Source organism: Streptomyces sp. NRRL F-5135 (assembly GCF_000719775.1).
Classification (GTDB): Bacteria; Actinomycetota; Actinomycetes; order Streptomycetales; family Streptomycetaceae; genus Streptomyces; species Streptomyces hebeiensis.
Genome location: NZ_JOHR01000007.1, coordinates 50,072 through 66,563, shown reverse-complemented (window position 1 = coordinate 66,563; position 16,492 = coordinate 50,072). Strand labels below are relative to the sequence as shown.

Genomic DNA, 16,492 nt, shown 5'->3' with positions numbered 1-16,492 from the left:
CACGAGCCGCGCGGACCCGGCACAATGACCGTATGACCAGCCGTACGACCGATTCCGCGTCCGGCGGCACCCCGGCAGCCGACCGGAGCGCCGAGCCCGCAGCGGGCGCCCCGCGCCACGGGGGCGCCGAACCGGCCCCGGGCGCCGTGCTCGACCCCGCCCTCGCCGCCCGGCTCAAGCGCGGCGCCGACGGGCTGATCCCCGCGATCGCCCAGCAGTACGACACCGGCGAGGTGCTGATGCTCGGCTGGATGGACGACGAGGCGCTGCACCGCACCCTGACCACCGGCCGGTGCACGTACTGGTCCCGCAGCCGCCAGGAGTACTGGGTCAAGGGCGACACCTCCGGCCACGTCCAGCACGTCAAGTCCGTGGCGCTCGACTGCGACGGGGACACCGTGCTCGTCCGGGTCGACCAGGTGGGCGCCGCCTGTCACACGGGCGACCGCACCTGCTTCGACGCGGACGTCCTGCCGCTGGGCCGGTGACCGGGACCGGCCCCGATGACGGAGTAGGGTCAGCGGCCATGGACCTCGAGACCTTCCGCAAGCTGGCGGTGGACCGCCGTGTCATCCCCGTCGGCCGGCGCCTCCTCGCGGACGGCGACACCCCGGTCGGCCTGTACCGCAAGCTCGCCGCCGAACGCCCCGGCACCTTCCTGCTGGAGTCCGCCGAGAACGGCCGTTCCTGGTCCCGCTACTCCTTCATCGGCGTACGGTCCGCCGCCACGCTCACCGAGCGCGACGGCCGCACCCACTGGCTCGGCACGCCGCCCGTCGGCGTCCCCGTCGACGGGAACCCGCTGGCCGCCCTGCGCGCGACCGTGGAGACCCTGCACACCCCCCGGGACCTGGCCTCCGGCCTGCCGCCCTTCACCGGCGGCATGGTCGGCTACCTCGGCTACGACATCGTCCGCCGCCTGGAGAAGAAGATCGGCGACCACGCGCGCGACGACCTGCGCCTGCCCGAGCTGACCATGCTCCTCACCTCGGACCTCGCCGTGCTCGACCACTGGGACGGCACCGTCCTGCTGATCGCCAACGCGATCAACCACAACGACCTCGACACGGGCGTGGACGAGGCGTACGCGGACGCCGTCGCCCGCCTCGACGCCATGGCCGCCGACCTCGCGGAACCGGCCCCCACCGCCCCCACCGCGCTGCCCGAGTCGGCGCTGCCGGAGTACACCGCGCTGTGGGGCGGCGCCGCGTACCAGGACGCGGTCGAGGACATCAAGGAGCGCATCCGCGCGGGCGAGGCGTTCCAGGTCGTGCCCTCCCAGCGCTTCGAGACCCCGGTCCGCGCGAGCGCGCTGGACGTCTACCGGGTGCTGCGGGCGACCAACCCCAGCCCGTACATGTACCTCTTCCGCTTCCCCGCCCCCGAGGACGGCGGATCCGGCTTCGACGTCGTCGGCTCCAGCCCCGAGGCGCTGGTCAAGGTCGAGGACGGGCACGCGATGCTGCACCCCATCGCGGGGACCAGGCCGCGCGGCGCCACCCCGCAGGAGGACCACGCCCTCGGCGAGGAACTCCTCGCCGATCCCAAGGAACGCGCCGAGCACCTGATGCTGGTCGACCTCGGCCGCAACGACCTGGGGCGGGTCTGCGAGCCCGGCAGCGTCGAGGTCGTCGACTTCATGTCCGTCGAGCGGTACTCGCACGTGATGCACATCGTCTCCACGGTGACCGGACGGGTCGCCCAGGGCCGCACCGCGTTCGACGTCCTGACCGCGTGCTTCCCCGCCGGCACCCTCTCCGGCGCCCCCAAACCGCGCGCCATGCAGATCATCGACGAACTGGAGCCCACGCGGCGGGGCCTGTACGGCGGCTGCGTCGGCTATCTCGACTTCGCCGGGGACTCCGACACCGCGATCGCCATCCGTACCGCGCTGCTGCGCGACGGTACGGCGTACGTGCAGGCCGGGGCGGGCGTCGTCGCGGACTCCGACCCGGTCTCCGAGGACACCGAGTGCCGCAACAAGGCGGCGGCGGTGCTGCGCGCCGTGCACACCGCGAACCGGCTCGGCGGCGCCTGACCGGGAACCGCCCCCGGGTGGTCCCGGACCGGGGCGACGGGCCTCCGGAAGCCGTGAGGGATAGTGGGGGTGTGAGTGCCGCACCCGAATCCCAGCCCCGCACCGCCGCCCCGGCGGCGGACGCCAAGAGCAGCCGCCGCAGTCTCGCGGTGGCCCTGTTGCTCGGTGCCGTCGGCGCCGCGGTCGTGCTGATCGCCTCCGGCCAGACCTGGGCGCAGGGCACCGTGGCCGTGGGCGGCGGCACCCTGCCGCTCAGAGCCGACGGCCGTGATGTGACCGGTGTCCCGGCGGCCCTCGCCATCGTGGGCCTCGCCGCGCTGGTCGCCGTCTTCGCCGTCCGCAAGGCGGGCCGGCTGCTGGTCTCCGCCCTGCTCACGCTGAGCGGTGCCGGCGCGGCCGTGGCCGCCGTGCTCGGGGCCTCGGACAGCGCGGCCCTGGACGAGCAGGCCGCCCGCACCACCGGCGACGCCGCCGCCACCGTCGACGCGCTCAGCCGCACCGCGTGGCCGTACGTGACGGCCGCCGGCGGCGCGCTGATCCTCCTCGCCGGCCTGCTCGCCCTGCGCTTCGGCCCGCGCTGGCCCGCCATGTCCGGCCGCTACGAGCGGACCGGCGGCACGGCGGCGGGCGCGACGGGCCGGGCCGGGCGCCGTGGCGGCCCCGGCCGCCGGGCCCCCGCCGTGGACCCGGACCGCCCGGAGGACCTGTGGAAGGCGCTCGACCGAGGCGAAGACCCGACTGCCCCGACGGACCCGGCGGGCCCCACGAACACCACGGACACCACGCGATAGGGCCGCGGGCCACACCTCACGCCGCACGCACCCGGCCATGGGCGTGCGGCGTGGTGCTGTGGGTCGCGTCACCCGGACCCGCGGGTCTGTACGGGTGAACCATGCGGGACAATGTGCCGTGAGCGTCCGACTCACACAGCGCTACAGCATCAAGGAGCAACTCATGGCGGGCAGCAGCCACGGACACACCCCGGCGGCCTGGACCGGTGTCATCATCTCCTTCGTCGGTTTCTGCGTCGCGGGAGTCTTCATGGTGGCGGCGAACACGCTCGGGTTCTGGGCCGGCATGGCGATCGCGGTGGCCGGTGGTGTCGTCGGACTGGCGATGAAGGCCGCCGGCCTGGGCATGCCGAAGGAGTCCGAGGCGGTCGTCCGCGCCAGGGCCGAGGCCACCCGCGCGCAGGTCGAGCGGTCCGCCCGGGGCGGCGCCCCGAAGGCCGAGGCCCCCGCGGCCGAGGCCGCGGCCTCCCAGGCGGTCTGACCGGCGGCGGACGCTTCCCGGCGAAGCCGGCCGCGCCGCCCCGCACCAGCAGCGACAATCACCGGGTGGACGCCATGCCAGACCCCACCGCGCCGGTTCCCGACGGCGGCCCCGGTCCGGGCCGCCGTGCGGCCGTCGGCGACCCGAGCGCCCCGCCCGACGTGCCGGACCCGCCGCACGGCCGGCCGGCGGGTCCCCCGGTGCCCCGGTCCGGGCCGCGCCCCGCGGCCTCGCGGGCCCGGCGACTGGCCGCGCCGGTCGCCACCCTCGCCGGGATCGCCGCCGCCTGGACGTATGTCGGCCAGGTCGATCCGAACGAGCCCGGCCACTACCCCGTCTGCCCCCTCTACTCCCTGACCGGCCTGTACTGCCCCGGCTGCGGCGGGCTGCGCAGCGCCCACGCCGTCGCGCACGGCGACCTCGTCACCGCCCTCGGCGACAACGCGCTGGCCGTCGTCGGGTACGCCGTCTTCGCCGTCTTCTGGGTCCTCTGGCTGGTGCGGGCCTGGCGGCGGCTGCCCGTGCGCGTGCCCCAGAAGCCGGTCTGGTGGTGGACGCTCGGCGGGGTGATCCTGCTCTTCACGGTGGTCAGAAATCTCCCCTTCGGCTCGTCGCTCGCGCCCTGAAGCACCAGGTCATGGCATGCTCGGCGCACCGGATGCGAGTCCTTCGGCCGCTTCCGGCTAGCATCGACATGGCTGGTCCCGGCCCCGTGGCCGAAATTCCCGTGGCCGACCTGACCACCTCCGTACCCGATGCGGATCCGCGCCCCGGCCGGGCCGGCGCCGCGTCCACAGCACCGTCCCGGAAGGGGGCCCCTCGCGTGAGTGTGCTCGACGAGATCATCGAAGGCGTCCGCGCCGACCTCGCAGAGCGGCAGGCACGCGTGGGCCTCGACGAGCTCAAGGACCGCGCGGCCAAGGCCCCCCGGGCCAAGGACGGGGCCGCGGCGCTGAGCGGCGAGGGCGTCCAGGTGATCTGCGAGGTCAAGCGCTCAAGCCCGTCCAAGGGCGCGCTCGCGGCGATCGCCGACCCGGCGGGTCTCGCCGCCGACTACGAGGCGGGCGGCGCCGCCGTCATCTCCGTACTCACCGAGCAGCGGCGCTTCGGCGGCTCGCTCGCCGACCTGGAGGCCGTACGGGCCAAGGTCGACATCCCGGTCCTGCGCAAGGACTTCATCGTCACCTCCTACCAGCTGTGGGAGGCGCGGGCGTACGGGGCGGACGTGGTCCTGCTGATCGTCGCCGCGCTGGAGCAGCCCGCGCTGGTGTCCCTGATCGAGCGGGCCGAGTCGATCGGGCTCACCCCGCTCGTCGAGGTGCACGACGAGGAGGAGACCGAGCGCGCCGTGGCCGCCGGGGCGCGGGTCATCGGGGTGAACGCGCGGAACCTGAAGACGCTGAAGGTCGACCGCTCCACGTTCGAGCGGGTCGCGCCCGAGATCCCCGCGGGCATCGTGAAGGTCGCCGAGTCCGGCGTGCGCGGGCCGCACGACCTGATCGCCTACGCCAACGCCGGGGCCGACGCGGTGCTCGTCGGCGAGTCGCTGGTCACCGGCCGCGACCCGAAGGCGGCGGTGGCCGACCTGGTCGCGGCGGGCGCGCACCCCGCGCTGCGGCAGGGGAGGGACTGACTCCGCCGTGGCCCGTGCCGTCGCCGTGCGCTCCCTGCCCGCCGTATCCGTACGGCCGGGCGCCTCGGGGTGCGTACCGCCGGCGCTCGCGCCGCTGCCGCACGCACCGCTCGCCCGCGGTTGCAGGCCGCGCGGCTGCCGCGCCCCCGCGCGCCGCGTGCACGGCCGCCGGGTGCGGTACGTGATCGGGGACGAGCCCGGTCAGGTCAACGGAATGCGATGGCGTCGCAGCGTCCCGGCGTGAGAGCGGGGGCGGACGGCGTCGCCGAGGCGTGACGCCGCGCCCGGTCGGGCCCGGGGGCCGCGCCACCGGCCGGCCGACGAGGCCGGAAGGACACGGGCGCACCGATGTCCTGTGGACGACCGCCCCGCCCGCCGCTCCGCTCACCCGCCCTCGTACCGGGGGCGTCGCGCCGATGGCGCACACCGTCGTCCCTGATCCGTTGATCTGTTGCTTTTCGAGGAGATCTGGCGTGTCCAGCGAGTTTTTCCTGCCCGATCCAGAGGGTCGGACCCCCAGCGCCGAGGGGTACTTCGGCGCATTCGGCGGCAAGTTCATCCCCGAGGCGCTCGTCGCCGCCGTCGACGAGGTCGCCGTCGAGTTCGAGAAGGCCAAGGCAGACCCGGCGTTCGCCGCCGAGCTGAACGACCTCATGGTCCACTACACCGGCCGGCCCAGCCCGCTCACCGAGGTGCCGCGGTTCGCCGAGCACGCCGGCGGCGCCCGGGTCTTCCTCAAGCGGGAGGACCTCAACCACACCGGCTCGCACAAGATCAACAATGTGCTGGGCCAGGCACTGCTGACCAGGCGCATGGGCAAGACCCGGGTCATCGCCGAGACCGGCGCCGGGCAGCACGGGGTCGCGACCGCGACCGCGTGCGCCCTGTTCGGGCTCGACTGCACGATCTACATGGGCGAGATCGACACCGAGCGCCAGGCCCTCAACGTCGCCCGGATGCGGATGCTCGGCGCCGAGGTCGTGGCCGTGAAGTCCGGCAGCCGCACCTTGAAGGACGCCATCAACGAGGCGTTCCGCGACTGGGTCGCCAATGTGGACCACACGCACTACCTGTTCGGGACCGTCGCGGGACCGCACCCGTTCCCGGCGATGGTGCGGGACTTCCACCGGGTCATCGGCGTGGAGGCCAGGCGCCAGGTCCTGGAGCGCGCCGGCCGGCTGCCCGACGCGGCCGTCGCCTGTGTCGGCGGCGGGTCGAACGCGATCGGGCTGTTCCACGCGTTCCTCCCCGACCCGGACGTGCGGCTGGTGGGCTGCGAGCCGGCCGGACACGGCATCGACAGCGGCGAGCACGCCGCCACGCTGACCGCCGGCGAGCCCGGCATCCTGCACGGCTCCCGGTCGTACGTCCTCCAGGACGAGGAAGGCCAGATCACCGAGCCGTACTCGATCTCGGCGGGCCTCGACTACCCGGGCATCGGCCCCGAGCACGCCTACCTCAAGGACAGCGGGCGGGGCGAGTACAGGGCGGTGACGGACGACGCCGCGATGCGGGCGCTGCTGCTGCTGTCCCGCACCGAGGGCATCATCCCGGCCATCGAGAGCGCGCACGCGCTGGCCGGCGCGCTGGAGATCGGCCAGGAACTCGGCGGTGACGGCCTGATCGTCGTCAACCTCTCCGGGCGCGGCGACAAGGACATGGACACGGCCGCCCGCTACTTCGGGCTGTACGACGCCGAGGGCGCGTCGGGGGAGGGCACGAAGTGAGCGGGAACATCCAGCTGCTGAACGACACACTGGCGGGTGCCAAGGCGGCGGACCGGGCCGCGCTGATCGCGTACCTGCCGGCCGGCTTCCCGACCGTCGACGGGGGGATCGAGGCCGTGAAGGCCGCCTTCGCGGGCGGCGCGGACGTCGTCGAGGTCGGGCTGCCGCACAGCGACCCGGTGCTCGACGGGCCCGTCATCCAGACCGCCGACGACATCGCGCTCAAGGGCGGGGTGAAGATCGCGGACGTGATGCGGACGGTCCGGGAGGCGTACGAGGCGACCGGGAAGCCGGTCCTCGTGATGACGTACTGGAATCCGATCGACCGGTACGGCGTCGAACGCTTCACCGCCGAGCTGGCCGAGGCGGGCGGCGCCGGATGCATCCTGCCGGACCTGCCCGTCCAGGAGTCCGCGGGCTGGCGCGAACACGCCGAGAAGCACGGTCTGGCGACCGTCTTCGTGGTGGCTCCCAGCAGCCGGGACGAGCGGCTGGCGAAGATCACGGCCGTGGGCACCGGCTTCGTGTACGCGGCCTCCCTGATGGGCGTCACCGGCACCCGCGATTCGGTCGGCGAGCAGGCCCGGAACCTGGTGGAACGCACCCGCGCGACCACGGAGCTGCCGGTGTGCGTGGGGCTCGGGGTGTCCAACGCGACGCAGGCCGCGGAGGTCGCCGGGTTCTCCGACGGCGTGATCGTCGGCTCGGCGTTCGTGAAGCGGATCCTGGACGCGCCCGACGCGGCGGCCGGCATCGAGGCCGTACGGGAGCTGGCGGGCGAGCTGGCCGAGGGCGTTCGTAAGCGCTGACGGGCGGCATCACCCGTACGGGTGGACCTGGGACCGGGGAGGTGCGCAGGCACCTCCCCGGTTCGTTGCTGTGGGCGTGAGCGACAACAAGCGTGAGGGCAAGAGGAGCGCGCGAGAGCGGCTCCAGCGGGAACGAGTGGCGGACAAGGCGCGCGAGAAGCGCCGGCGCGCGTTGGTCGCCGGCGCGGTGGTGGCCGGTGTGCTCGGGCTGGTCGGGGCCGGCGGGCTGGTCGCCGCCGAGATCGGCGAGCGGAGCGAGGCCGGCGCGGCGGGCCCGGTGAGCGCGCCCTCGGGGGCGAACGGCGACGACAACCTGGCGATCACCGTGGGTGCCCAGGACGCGCCGTCCACGCTCACGGTCTGGGAGGACTTCCGCTGCCCGGCCTGCGCCCAGTTCGAGAACGCGTACCGGAGCACGATCCACGAGCTGGAGAAGTCCGGCGAGCTGAAGGTCGAGTACCACCTGGCCACGCTCATCGACGGCAACATGGGCGGCAGCGGCTCCCTGCGCGCCGCCAACGCCGCGGCCTGCGCCCAGGACGCCGGCAAGTTCGCGCCGTACCACGACCTGCTGTACGCGAACCAGCCGCCGGAGACGGACGACGCCTTCGCCAGGAACGGCCGGCTGCTGGAGCTGGCGGACAAGGTGGACGGGCTCCGGGCGGCGCCCGGATTCGAGAGGTGCGTGAAGGACGGCACGCACGACGACTGGGTGGACACGTCGGCCGAGGCGTTCCGGAAGGGCGACTTCTCGGGGACGCCGACGGTGCTGCTGAACGGGGAGGCGGTGTTCCCGAAGAAGGGGAACGAGAACATCACGCCGGCCAATCTGAAGAAGTGGGTCGCCCGGGCGAACGAGGGGAAGAAGCGGGGGACCCCGGGCGCGGCGGGGCCGGCGGCGCCCGAGGCGTCGTAGCCCGGGGACCGCGGGGCCCACGGACGGGACCACCGGCGTGCTGGCGCGCACGGCCGACACGCACGGCCCGTTACGCAGAAGTTGCCGGACGGGTTGCCCCGGGGCCCGTCCGGCACTGTAGCGTCGGTCCTGCCATGTACCTTGCCTACATTCCCAGCCCGTCGACCGGAGTCCTCCACCTCGGACCGCTCCCGCTGCGTGGCTACGCGTTCTGCATCATCATCGGTGTCTTCGTCGCCGTCTGGTACGGCGGCAAGCGGTGGGTCGCCAGAGGCGGCAAAGTCGGCACGGTGGCCGACATCGCCGTCTGGGCGGTGCCCTTCGGCCTGATCGGCGGCCGTCTCTACCATGTGATCACCGACTACCAGCTGTACTTCAGCGAAGGTCAGAACTGGGTCGACGCCTTCAAGATCTGGGAGGGCGGCCTCGGCATCTGGGGCGCGATCGCGCTGGGCGCGGTCGGTGCCTGGATCGGCTGCCGCCGGCGCGGGATCCCGCTCCCCGCCTACGCGGACGCCATCGCGCCCGGGATCGTCCTGGCGCAGGCGATCGGGCGGTGGGGCAACTGGTTCAACCAGGAGCTCTACGGCAAGCCGACGGACCTGCCGTGGGCGCTGGAGATCAGCGCGGCCCCGAACCGCGAGGCGGGCCTGTACCACCCGACGTTCCTGTACGAGTCGCTGTGGTGCGTGGGCGTCGCGCTGCTGGTCGTCTGGGCCGACCGCCGCTTCACGCTGGGTCACGGCCGGGTCTTCGCGCTCTACGTCGCGGCGTACTGCGTGGGCCGGGGCTGGATCGAGTACATGCGGGTCGACGAGGCGCACCACATCCTCGGCCTGCGGCTGAACGTCTGGACGGCGGCGCTGGTCTTCCTGCTGGCGGTCACCTACATCGTGATCTCGGCGCGGGTGCGGCCGGGGCGCGAGGAGGTCGTGGAACCGGAGACGGGCACGGCCGAGGGGGCCGCCGGGCCGGTGGCCGACGGTGAGGCCGAGGACGACACGGCGGGCACGAAGGCCGCCGCGAAGACCGGCACGGCCGACGAGGCAGGCAAGGACGGCAAGGCGGCCGGCAAGGCCGGTGGCAAGGGCGACGGTGTCCCCGCGGGGGCCGAGACGGCGGAGAAGAGCTGACACCGAACTGATGGCGTCATGGGGCCGTCGGACCGTTCCGGTCCGGCGGCCCTCGCGCGTGGTCCCGCACCGGCGCAGGCCGTCCCCCTGCCCGGTGTGCCCGGCGTGTCGGGACGGACGACCTCAGTCCCGCTTCGCCAGCGCCAGCGTCCTCCTCGCCGCCGCCACGATCGCCGCGTCCACGAAGCGGCCGTCCCTCATCACCAGCGCGCCGCCGTCCGAGGCCGCCGCCTCGACGACCTCCTCCGCCTCCGCCACCTCCCTGGGGGTGGGGCGGTAGGCGTCCTCGATCACCGGGAGCTGGCGGGGGTGGATCGCCGCGCGGCCCAGGAGTCCGAGGGCGCGGCCCCGGACACAGGAGGCGGCCAGGCCGTCCAGGTCGCGCACGTCCGGGTACACCGACTGGACCGGGGGCGCGAGGCCCGCCGCGCGGGCGGCGACCACGGCCCGGCCGCGCGCCCAGTCGAGCCCGGAGTCGTCCCGTACCCCCAGGTCCGCCCGCAGGTCCGCCTCGCCCAGGGCGATGCCGCGGACCGCCTGGTGCGCGGTGGCGATCGCGTGGGCGTGCTCGACGGCCAGCGCCGATTCGAGCAGGGCGTACAGCGCGACGTCGGGCGCGCGCACCGCCACCCGGTGGATGTCGGACGCGTGGGTGACCTTGGCCAGCCGCAGTCCCGCCAGCCCGGGCAGGGCGGCCAGTGGCGGTACGTCGCGCTCGTCGGTGATCCGGACGTGCACCGGCACCGGGTGCGGCTCGCCGAGGAACTCGGCGGTGGCCCGCCGCGCGTACTCCTTGCGCTCCGGCGCCACCGCGTCCTCCAGGTCCACGATCACCACGTCCGCGCCGCTGGACAGCGCCTTCGTCACCACGTCCGGGCGGTCTCCGGGCACGTACAGCCAGGTCAGCGGCGTCTTGACGGTCACGCGTCCTCGATCTCGGGCCGGTACGGCATGGATGTGGAGGCGCCGGGACGCGTGACGCAGAGCGCCGCGGCCGCCGTCGCCCACCGCATGGCCTCGGGCATCGGGCGTCCCTCGCCGAGCGCGACGGCGAGCGCGCCCACGAAGGTGTCGCCCGTGCCCGTCCTGTCGACCGGGATGACCCCGGGTGCGGGTACGCGGACGGGTTCCGCGTCCCGCGCGACGTACAGGCTGCCCGCCGCCCCCAGGGTGATCACGACCTCCGGGACCTGCCGCAGCAGGGACTCCGCCGCCGACCGGGGGTCGGCGACCCCGGTGAGCGTGGCCGCCTCGTGTTCGTTGGGAACCAGCAGGTCGACGGCGGCGAGGAGTTCGGGCGGCAGGGGCTGGGCCGGGGACGGGGTGAGGACCGTGCGCACGGCGTGCCGCCGGGCCGCGTCCGCGCCGGACTGCACGGCGCTCAGGGGCAGTTCGAGCTGGAGGAGCAGGGTGCCTGCGGTCTCGATGAGGGCTTCGTCGCCGGGGCCCAGCTCGGTGACCGTCCCGTTCGCGCCGGGGATGACGACCTTGGCGTTGCCGCCCTCGTCGTCGACGACGATATGGGCGGTGCCCGAGGGGCCCTCCGCGGTACGCAGCAGATCCGTGTCGACGCCGGAGGCCTCGAGGGTGTGCCGTAGCCGTTCGCCGTAGCCGTCCGCCCCGACCGCGCCGATCATCGCGACCTCCCCGCCGGCGCGGGCGGCGGCGACGGCCTGGTTGGCGCCCTTGCCGCCGGGGACCGTGCGGAACTCGCGGCCCGTGACGGTCTCCCCGAGCTTCGGGGTGCGCGCGGCGTACACGACGAGGTCCATGTTGGTGCTGCCGAGCACCACGATGCCGGTCATGCGCGAGGAGCCTCGTCCCGGTGTCCGGCCGCCGTGCCGGGGGCCGGTGGCGCGCTGTCCGGTGTGGCGGAGGGGGCGGTGGCATCCGGGCCGGACCGGTCGGGCCGGCCGGCGGCCACGAGCCGGGCGAACGCGTCCTCGTGCGCCCGGCGCCGTCGCGTGTCCCGGGCGAAGACCTCGTACGCCACCTCCGTCAGCGCCCGCGCCGGGCCGCGCAGATCGAGACGGCTGGCCTCGGCGACGGCCCGCGCCCACTCCTCGGGAACGGCGTCCTCGCCGCCCAGCGCCCCCGCGAGCGCGCCGCTCATCGTGGCGATCGAGTCGCAGTCGCGCCCGTAGTTGACCGAGCCGAGCACCGTGCGGCGGACATCTCCCGCACCGATCAGCAGCATGCCGAGCGCGATGGGCAGTTCCTCGATGGAGTGCAGCCGGGAGGGGCGGCGGGCGCCCAGGGACGGGCTGCGGTAGCGCGGTCCCACGGTGTCGAACGGCGCGATGGCCGCTCGCAGTCCGCGCTGCGCGGACTCGGCGTCGCGGTGCCGGGCGGCGACGTCGCACACCGCCTCGATCGCGGCGCGCGTACCGTCCTTCGCGAACGACAGGCACGTCTCGACCACGCCGGCCGGGGTGGCGCCGGGCAGGCACGCGGCGGCGACCGCGGCCGCGAACACCCCGGCGGCCTCGCGGCCGTACGAGGACTGGTGCGCGCCCGCGATGTCGAGGGCCTCGGCGTACGCGGCGGCCGGATCGGCGGCGTTGACCAGGCCGACCGGAGCCATGTACATGGCCGCGCCGCAGTTGACGATGTTTCCCGTGCCTGCCTCGCGCGGGTCGACGTGCCCGTAGTGCAACCGCGTGACCAGCCACTTCTCGGCGAGGAACAGTCGCTGGAGGGGCAGCGCCTCGGCCTCCAGCTCGGGGATCCAGCGGGGCGTGGAGATCAGGTCGGGGACCAGGTGGGCGGCGACGGCGTGCGCGTCGAGGTGGTCGCGCACCTTCTCGTACATCCGGATCAGCGCATGCGTCATCAACGTGTCGTCGGTGACGTGGCCGTCGCCCTTGTGGTACGGGGCGAGGGGGCGGGCGGTGCGCCAGTCCTCGTGCCACGGTCCGACGATGCCGGTGACCCGTCCGCCGTGGCGTTCGACGATCTGCTCGGGGGAGTAGCCCTCGACGGGGCCGCCGAGCGCGTCGCCGACGGCCGCGCCGGTCAGACAGCCGGCGATGCGGTCGGCGAGCGACGGCATGGCCGAGGGGCCGGTCGCGGAGCCGCCCGCCGGGTCGGTCACGGAGCCGGTCGCGTGGCTGTGCGCGGGGGCTTTGGCCGGGCTGCTCGTCGGGGGAGGAGGCGGTTCGGGAGCCGGTGGCGGACTGATCAGCGTCATGCCCGAATTGTCACATTAGGGTGGCCGGTTCCCCCGCCGTCAGGAGCCCGGCGAGTTCCACCAGGTCGGTGCCGGCGAGTCGGGGGAGCGCACAGCCCGCAAGGGTGCGGCAGGCGTCCCGCCAGGCCGTGGGTACGGAGTCGCCGCCGCCGAGGGCGCCGGTCAGGGCGCCGGCGAGGGCGGGCGCGGAATCGGCGACCCGGGACAGACACGCGGCGGCGGGGACGGCCCCCGAGACGCTGCCGCCGGAGGCGAGGGCCAGGGCGAGAGCGACGGGGACGGTCTCCGCGGCGGCGATGCCGTAGCTGTAGACGTGGTCCACGATCTGGTGCTCCAGCAGCGGTACGAGGGCGAAGGCCGCGCCGGGCCCCGGTGCGTGCCCGGCGGTACGGCCCTCGGCGAGCGCGATGGCGTGGCGGGCGTTGCGGCCGATCTCGGTCGTGCCGGGCAGTTGGGCGAGAGCGGCGCCGACGGCGGACTCCGCGCCCGCGCCGCCGAGCGCGGCGGCCACGGCGGCGGCCATGGCCCGGGCGCCGTGCACCCCGTCGCCGTCCTGGGTGTAGCGGGCGTCGAACTCGGCGAGTTCGGCCGCCGCCGCCGGGTCGCCGGGGTGGACGACGGCGAGGACGGCGGCCCGGACGCAGGCGGCGTCGTCGAAGTAGTGCGGATTGTCGTGGCCGGTGGCCGGCGGGCGCAGGCCGGTGGCCAGGTTGCCGAGGCCCGCGCGTACGGAGATCCGGGCGCGCAGGGGCAGCACGGCGGACTCGACCTCGGGCGCCCGCGCGGCGGCGGCCGCGATCTCGGCGGCCAGCGCGTGCCAGGCGAGGTCGACGGCGGCCCGCAGCCGGTGGCCGGCGGGCAGACCGGCGAAGCGCTCCGCCGCGGCGGCGAGCACGGACCGGGCGGTGAACGCGGCCCATTCGGCGTCGTCGGCGGGCCCCAGTCGAAGAGGCTCGGGGGGCTGGTTCAGGGCGATGGGGACGGGGAGGGTGGTGGTCGCGTTCTGCTCGGCGAAGGTGTCCAGCTCACGGGTGAGCCGACGGGTCCACTCGGGCATCCGGGCGGCCCGGTGCCGCGCGGCGGGCCATCCCGCCGCGTCCCCGGCGGCGAGCCCGAGGAGCAGCCCCTCGACCCGCCGGCCGTCGGGCACGGTGGCCGGGGCGGGGGTGGTGGCCGACGCGGTGCGGGTATCGGTCCTGGCGACCGGTGTGACGTGGGAGTCGACGCCCGCGCCAGGAGCGAACGGCACGCCGAGGGCGCTCGACGGGGGCTGGGGCGGGCGCGTACGGTTCCGCGCCCCCCGGCCGCCCGCGTCGGCCACATCCGGGCCGGGGGCGGCCGCGGGGGAGGTGAGCGGCGGCCGGGCGGCCGGTCCGGCGGGCGCCTCCCCGCGCTCGGCCGCGTCATCGCCCGCGTCGTGGTCCGGGTCATCGTCCGTGCCGTCGCCCGCGTCATCGTCGTCGTCCGGCGTCAGCAGGTCCGCGATGTCCAGGACGTGGTAGCCCCGCATCGAGGGGAGACAGCTGCCCCGTGCCGGACCGATGACCGAGGACCACTCCTGCGGGATCGCCCGGGCGCCCGCCAGCGCGCCCGCCAGCGCACCCGCGACGGCCGCCGTGGTGTCGGCGTCGCGGCCCATGTTGACGGCCGTGAGCACGGACGTACGGAAGTCGCCACGCGCCACCGCGAAGGCGCCGAAGGCCAGGCCCACCGCCTCCGGCGCCAGATCGGTCCAGGGATAGCCGCCGATCACCACCGCCGAGCGCACCGCGCGTTCCGCCGTGAGCGGGTCCGGGTACTCGTGGCGTGCGGCCACGACCGCGCGGCGGAGCGAACGGGACGTCCAGGAGTCCATCGGCACCACCGACAGGGCCGCCGCGGCCACCGCGTCCGGCCCGGCGCCCGTCATCGCGGCGGCCACCCCCGCCGCGACCGCCCGGCCGCCGTAGATGCCCTCGCCGTCGTGGCTCACGCCGCCGTCCACCGTCACCAGCCGCGCGGCCTCCCGGGGCCGCCCCGCGGCGAACACGCCGAACGGGGCGGCGCGCATCGCCAGCCCGTCGCTCCAGGCGTGCCGGTGCTGGGCCGTGATGGGCGCGGCCAGGCCCCGTCTGAGGTTCTCCAGCGTGCCGCGTTCGCTGAAGCCCGCCCCGCGGAACGGGCCCTCGTCCAGGTCGGCCAGCCAGTGGTGCCACGCCTTCTCGACATGCGCGACGGTCAGCGCCGAGCCGTGCCGCGCGAGCAGCAGCCCGGAGAAGATCGCGTACTCGGTGTCGTCCGTGCCCGCCGGACGCTCGGCCACGAACCCCTCGATCCGGCCCCAGCGGCGGCGGATCTCGGACGGGCGCATGTTCTCGGCGGGGGCCCCGAGCGCGTCGCCGACGGCCAGGCCGAGCAGCGCGCCACGGGCCCGGTCCCGGCGTACGGCCACGGAGCGGGCCCCGGCCCGGCCGCTCGCCCTGTCGCCCTCGGCGGCATCGGCTCCGACGCCCGAGGCGCGTGCGGTCAGCTCCATCGTGCGGCCCTTTCGCGCGAGCCTGTCCTTCCCCCGATCTGTGCCCCGCGCGCGGGGCGAGGAGTCCGGGGAGTCACCCCCGTCACCCGGTCGGCATGGCCGCCGCGCGGTGCCGTGGACCGTGCGGTCGGCGCCGTGTCAGGCCTGGTAAGTACGGCCTTCCTTGCTGGCGAGAGCGATTTTCCGTGCGTATTTTCGAAGCGTTGGGAGTGGCGGGAACCGGCTCGGAGCGGGCTTCGTGCCCCCGCTCGCGGAGGGAGAGACATGGCCATCATCGAGACCGAGGCGACGCTTCACGAGGCGCACCGCGACAATCACACGCACCGCGATGTGAACGGCGGCTGGCTGCGCCCGGCGGTGTTCGGCGCGATGGACGGGCTGGTCTCCAACCTGGCGCTGATGACCGGGGTCGCCGGCGGCGCGGTGTCCCAGCAGACGATCGTGATCACCGGGCTCGCCGGGCTCGCGGCCGGTGCCTTCTCGATGGCCGCGGGCGAGTACACCTCGGTCGCCTCGCAGCGCGAGCTGGTCCAGGCCGAGCTGGATGTGGAACGCCATGAGCTGCGTAAACACCCCGCCGACGAGATGGCGGAGCTGGCCGCTCTCTATGTCTCGCGCGGGGTGGAACCGGACCTCGCGCGCGAGGTCGCCGCGCAGCTGTCGAAGGATCCCGCGCAGGCACTGGAGATCCACGCCCGGGAGGAACTGGGCATCGACCCCGACGACCTGCCGTCCCCGCTGGTCGCCGCGGTGTCGTCGTTCGGCTCCTTCGCCCTGGGCGCGCTGCTGCCCGTACTGCCGTACCTGCTCGGTGCCACGGCGCTGTGGCCCGCGGTGCTGCTCGCGCTGGTCGGGCTGTTCGCCTGCGGCGCGCTGGTGGCGCGGGTGACCGCGCGCAGCTGGTGGTACAGCGGGCTGCGCCAGCTGGCCCTCGGCGGTACGGCCGCCGCGATCACATACGGTCTGGGCGCGTTGTTCGGCGCCGCGGTCTGAGCCCCGGGGCCCGTCTCCGCCTTCCGCCGACCCCGCACCGCATGGCCCGCCCGGCTCGCACGGGCGGGCCACGCGGTGTGTTCGGCAGTGTGCGGTGTGTTTCCGGCGGCACGTGTTTCGGATGATGTGCGCGGGGGAGGTGTGTGCCGGTGCTGTGCACGGGGCATACGAAGCCCTCTCCCGCACCGGCCGCGCCCAGGACCTGGCGAAACCCGCGAGGCCCGGTCCGTGCCCGTGTCAAGCCTTGCGGTCACCGGGCGAAGCGC

General features: G+C 75.0%; 15 protein-coding genes and 2 pseudogenes. 12 read left to right on the top strand and 5 right to left on the bottom strand.

Annotated elements, in window-relative coordinates:
* Window positions 1-32: 32 nt before the first annotated feature.
* The 11 genes and pseudogenes from hisI (at window position 33) to lgt (ending at window position 9,528) form a co-directional block, all read left to right on the top strand.
* Window positions 33-488, top strand: a complete 456-nt coding sequence (gene hisI, locus IG02_RS0112850; RefSeq protein ID WP_234314724.1) for a phosphoribosyl-AMP cyclohydrolase — start codon at window positions 33-35, stop codon at window positions 486-488.
* 38 nt (window positions 489-526) lie between these two features.
* The gene (locus IG02_RS0112845; protein ID WP_030745677.1) at window positions 527-2,038 is read left to right on the top strand and encodes an anthranilate synthase component I; all 1,512 of its coding nucleotides are present in this window, start codon (window positions 527-529) and stop codon (window positions 2,036-2,038) included.
* 71 nt (window positions 2,039-2,109) lie between these two features.
* Window positions 2,110-2,829: a TIGR02234 family membrane protein gene (locus tag IG02_RS0112840; RefSeq protein ID WP_051764919.1), complete on the top strand. Its 720-nt coding sequence runs from the start codon at window positions 2,110-2,112 to the stop codon at window positions 2,827-2,829.
* A gap of 163 nt (window positions 2,830-2,992) precedes the next feature.
* A pseudogene (locus tag IG02_RS0112835) lies at window positions 2,993-3,232 on the top strand (HGxxPAAW family protein); the annotation flags it as partial.
* A gap of 152 nt (window positions 3,233-3,384) precedes the next feature.
* Window positions 3,385-3,936 (top strand): DUF2752 domain-containing protein, encoded by a 552-nt coding sequence (locus IG02_RS0112830; protein WP_051765022.1) that lies wholly within the window; start codon window positions 3,385-3,387, stop codon window positions 3,934-3,936.
* Window positions 3,937-4,133: 197 nt separating this feature from the next.
* Window positions 4,134-4,943 carry an indole-3-glycerol phosphate synthase TrpC gene (gene trpC / locus IG02_RS0112825; RefSeq protein WP_030745668.1) on the top strand — a complete coding sequence of 270 codons (810 nt, stop codon included), beginning with the start codon at window positions 4,134-4,136 and terminating at the stop codon, window positions 4,941-4,943.
* Between the two features lie 34 nt (window positions 4,944-4,977).
* A complete protein-coding gene (gene trpM, locus IG02_RS42780; RefSeq protein WP_078854479.1) occupies window positions 4,978-5,187 on the top strand; it encodes a tryptophan biosynthesis modulator TrpM in 210 nt (69 codons plus the stop codon).
* Window positions 5,188-5,416: 229 nt separating this feature from the next.
* On the top strand, window positions 5,417-6,670 hold the full coding sequence (trpB, locus tag IG02_RS0112820) for a tryptophan synthase subunit beta (RefSeq protein ID WP_030745652.1): 1,254 nt from the start codon (window positions 5,417-5,419) through the stop codon (window positions 6,668-6,670).
* The gene (gene trpA, locus IG02_RS0112815; RefSeq protein WP_030745649.1) at window positions 6,667-7,479 is read left to right on the top strand and encodes a tryptophan synthase subunit alpha; all 813 of its coding nucleotides are present in this window, start codon (window positions 6,667-6,669) and stop codon (window positions 7,477-7,479) included. Before trpB ends, trpA begins: the two co-directional genes overlap by 4 nt.
* Window positions 7,480-7,555: 76 nt before the next feature.
* The gene (locus tag IG02_RS0112810; protein ID WP_030745647.1) at window positions 7,556-8,395 is read left to right on the top strand and encodes a DsbA family protein; all 840 of its coding nucleotides are present in this window, start codon (window positions 7,556-7,558) and stop codon (window positions 8,393-8,395) included.
* A gap of 134 nt (window positions 8,396-8,529) precedes the next feature.
* Window positions 8,530-9,528 (top strand): prolipoprotein diacylglyceryl transferase, encoded by a 999-nt coding sequence (gene lgt, locus IG02_RS0112805; RefSeq protein ID WP_030745644.1) that lies wholly within the window; start codon window positions 8,530-8,532, stop codon window positions 9,526-9,528.
* Between the two features lie 123 nt (window positions 9,529-9,651).
* Here lgt and IG02_RS0112800 read toward each other — a convergent pair whose 3' ends face one another.
* From IG02_RS0112800 to IG02_RS42770, 5 genes and pseudogenes are all read right to left on the bottom strand, one after another.
* Window positions 9,652-10,452 (bottom strand): HpcH/HpaI aldolase/citrate lyase family protein, encoded by an 801-nt coding sequence (locus tag IG02_RS0112800; RefSeq protein WP_030745641.1) that lies wholly within the window; start codon window positions 10,450-10,452, stop codon window positions 9,652-9,654.
* Complete coding sequence (locus IG02_RS0112795) at window positions 10,449-11,333, bottom strand: ribokinase (protein ID WP_030745640.1); 885 nt, start codon at window positions 11,331-11,333, stop codon at window positions 10,449-10,451. Before IG02_RS0112795 ends, IG02_RS0112800 begins: the two co-directional genes overlap by 4 nt.
* Entirely contained in the window at window positions 11,330-12,580 is a 1,251-nt protein-coding gene (locus IG02_RS0112790; RefSeq protein WP_107055603.1) for an ADP-ribosylglycohydrolase family protein, read from the bottom strand. Before IG02_RS0112790 ends, IG02_RS0112795 begins: the two co-directional genes overlap by 4 nt.
* A gap of 148 nt (window positions 12,581-12,728) precedes the next feature.
* Complete coding sequence (locus IG02_RS42775; RefSeq protein WP_051765020.1) at window positions 12,729-14,039, bottom strand: ADP-ribosylglycohydrolase family protein; 1,311 nt, start codon at window positions 14,037-14,039, stop codon at window positions 12,729-12,731.
* A 126-nt stretch (window positions 14,040-14,165) separates the two neighbouring features.
* Window positions 14,166-15,233, bottom strand: a pseudogene (locus IG02_RS42770) (ADP-ribosylglycohydrolase family protein); the annotation flags it as partial.
* Between the two features lie 264 nt (window positions 15,234-15,497).
* On the opposite strand from IG02_RS42770, the gene IG02_RS0112780 reads away from it, so the two are divergent.
* Window positions 15,498-16,226, top strand: coding sequence for a VIT1/CCC1 transporter family protein (locus tag IG02_RS0112780; RefSeq protein ID WP_030745632.1), 729 nt, complete (start codon window positions 15,498-15,500; stop codon window positions 16,224-16,226).
* Window positions 16,227-16,492 lie beyond the last annotated feature (266 nt).

Bases quoted from the DNA above. Each gene is read 5' to 3' on its own strand.
- hisI (WP_234314724.1), top strand. From the start codon at position 33: ATGACCAGCCGTACGACCGATTCCGCGTCCGGCGGCACCCCGGCAGCC.
- IG02_RS0112845 (WP_030745677.1), top strand. From the start codon at position 527: ATGGACCTCGAGACCTTCCGCAAGCTGGCGGTGGACCGCCGTGTCATC.
- IG02_RS0112830 (WP_051765022.1), top strand. From the start codon at position 3,385: ATGCCAGACCCCACCGCGCCGGTTCCCGACGGCGGCCCCGGTCCGGGC.
- lgt (WP_030745644.1), top strand. From the start codon at position 8,530: ATGTACCTTGCCTACATTCCCAGCCCGTCGACCGGAGTCCTCCACCTC.
- IG02_RS0112795 (WP_030745640.1), bottom strand. From the start codon at position 11,333: ATGACCGGCATCGTGGTGCTCGGCAGCACCAACATGGACCTCGTCGTG.
- IG02_RS0112790 (WP_107055603.1), bottom strand. From the start codon at position 12,580: ATGCCGTCGCTCGCCGACCGCATCGCCGGCTGTCTGACCGGCGCGGCC.
- IG02_RS0112780 (WP_030745632.1), top strand. From the start codon at position 15,498: ATGGCCATCATCGAGACCGAGGCGACGCTTCACGAGGCGCACCGCGAC.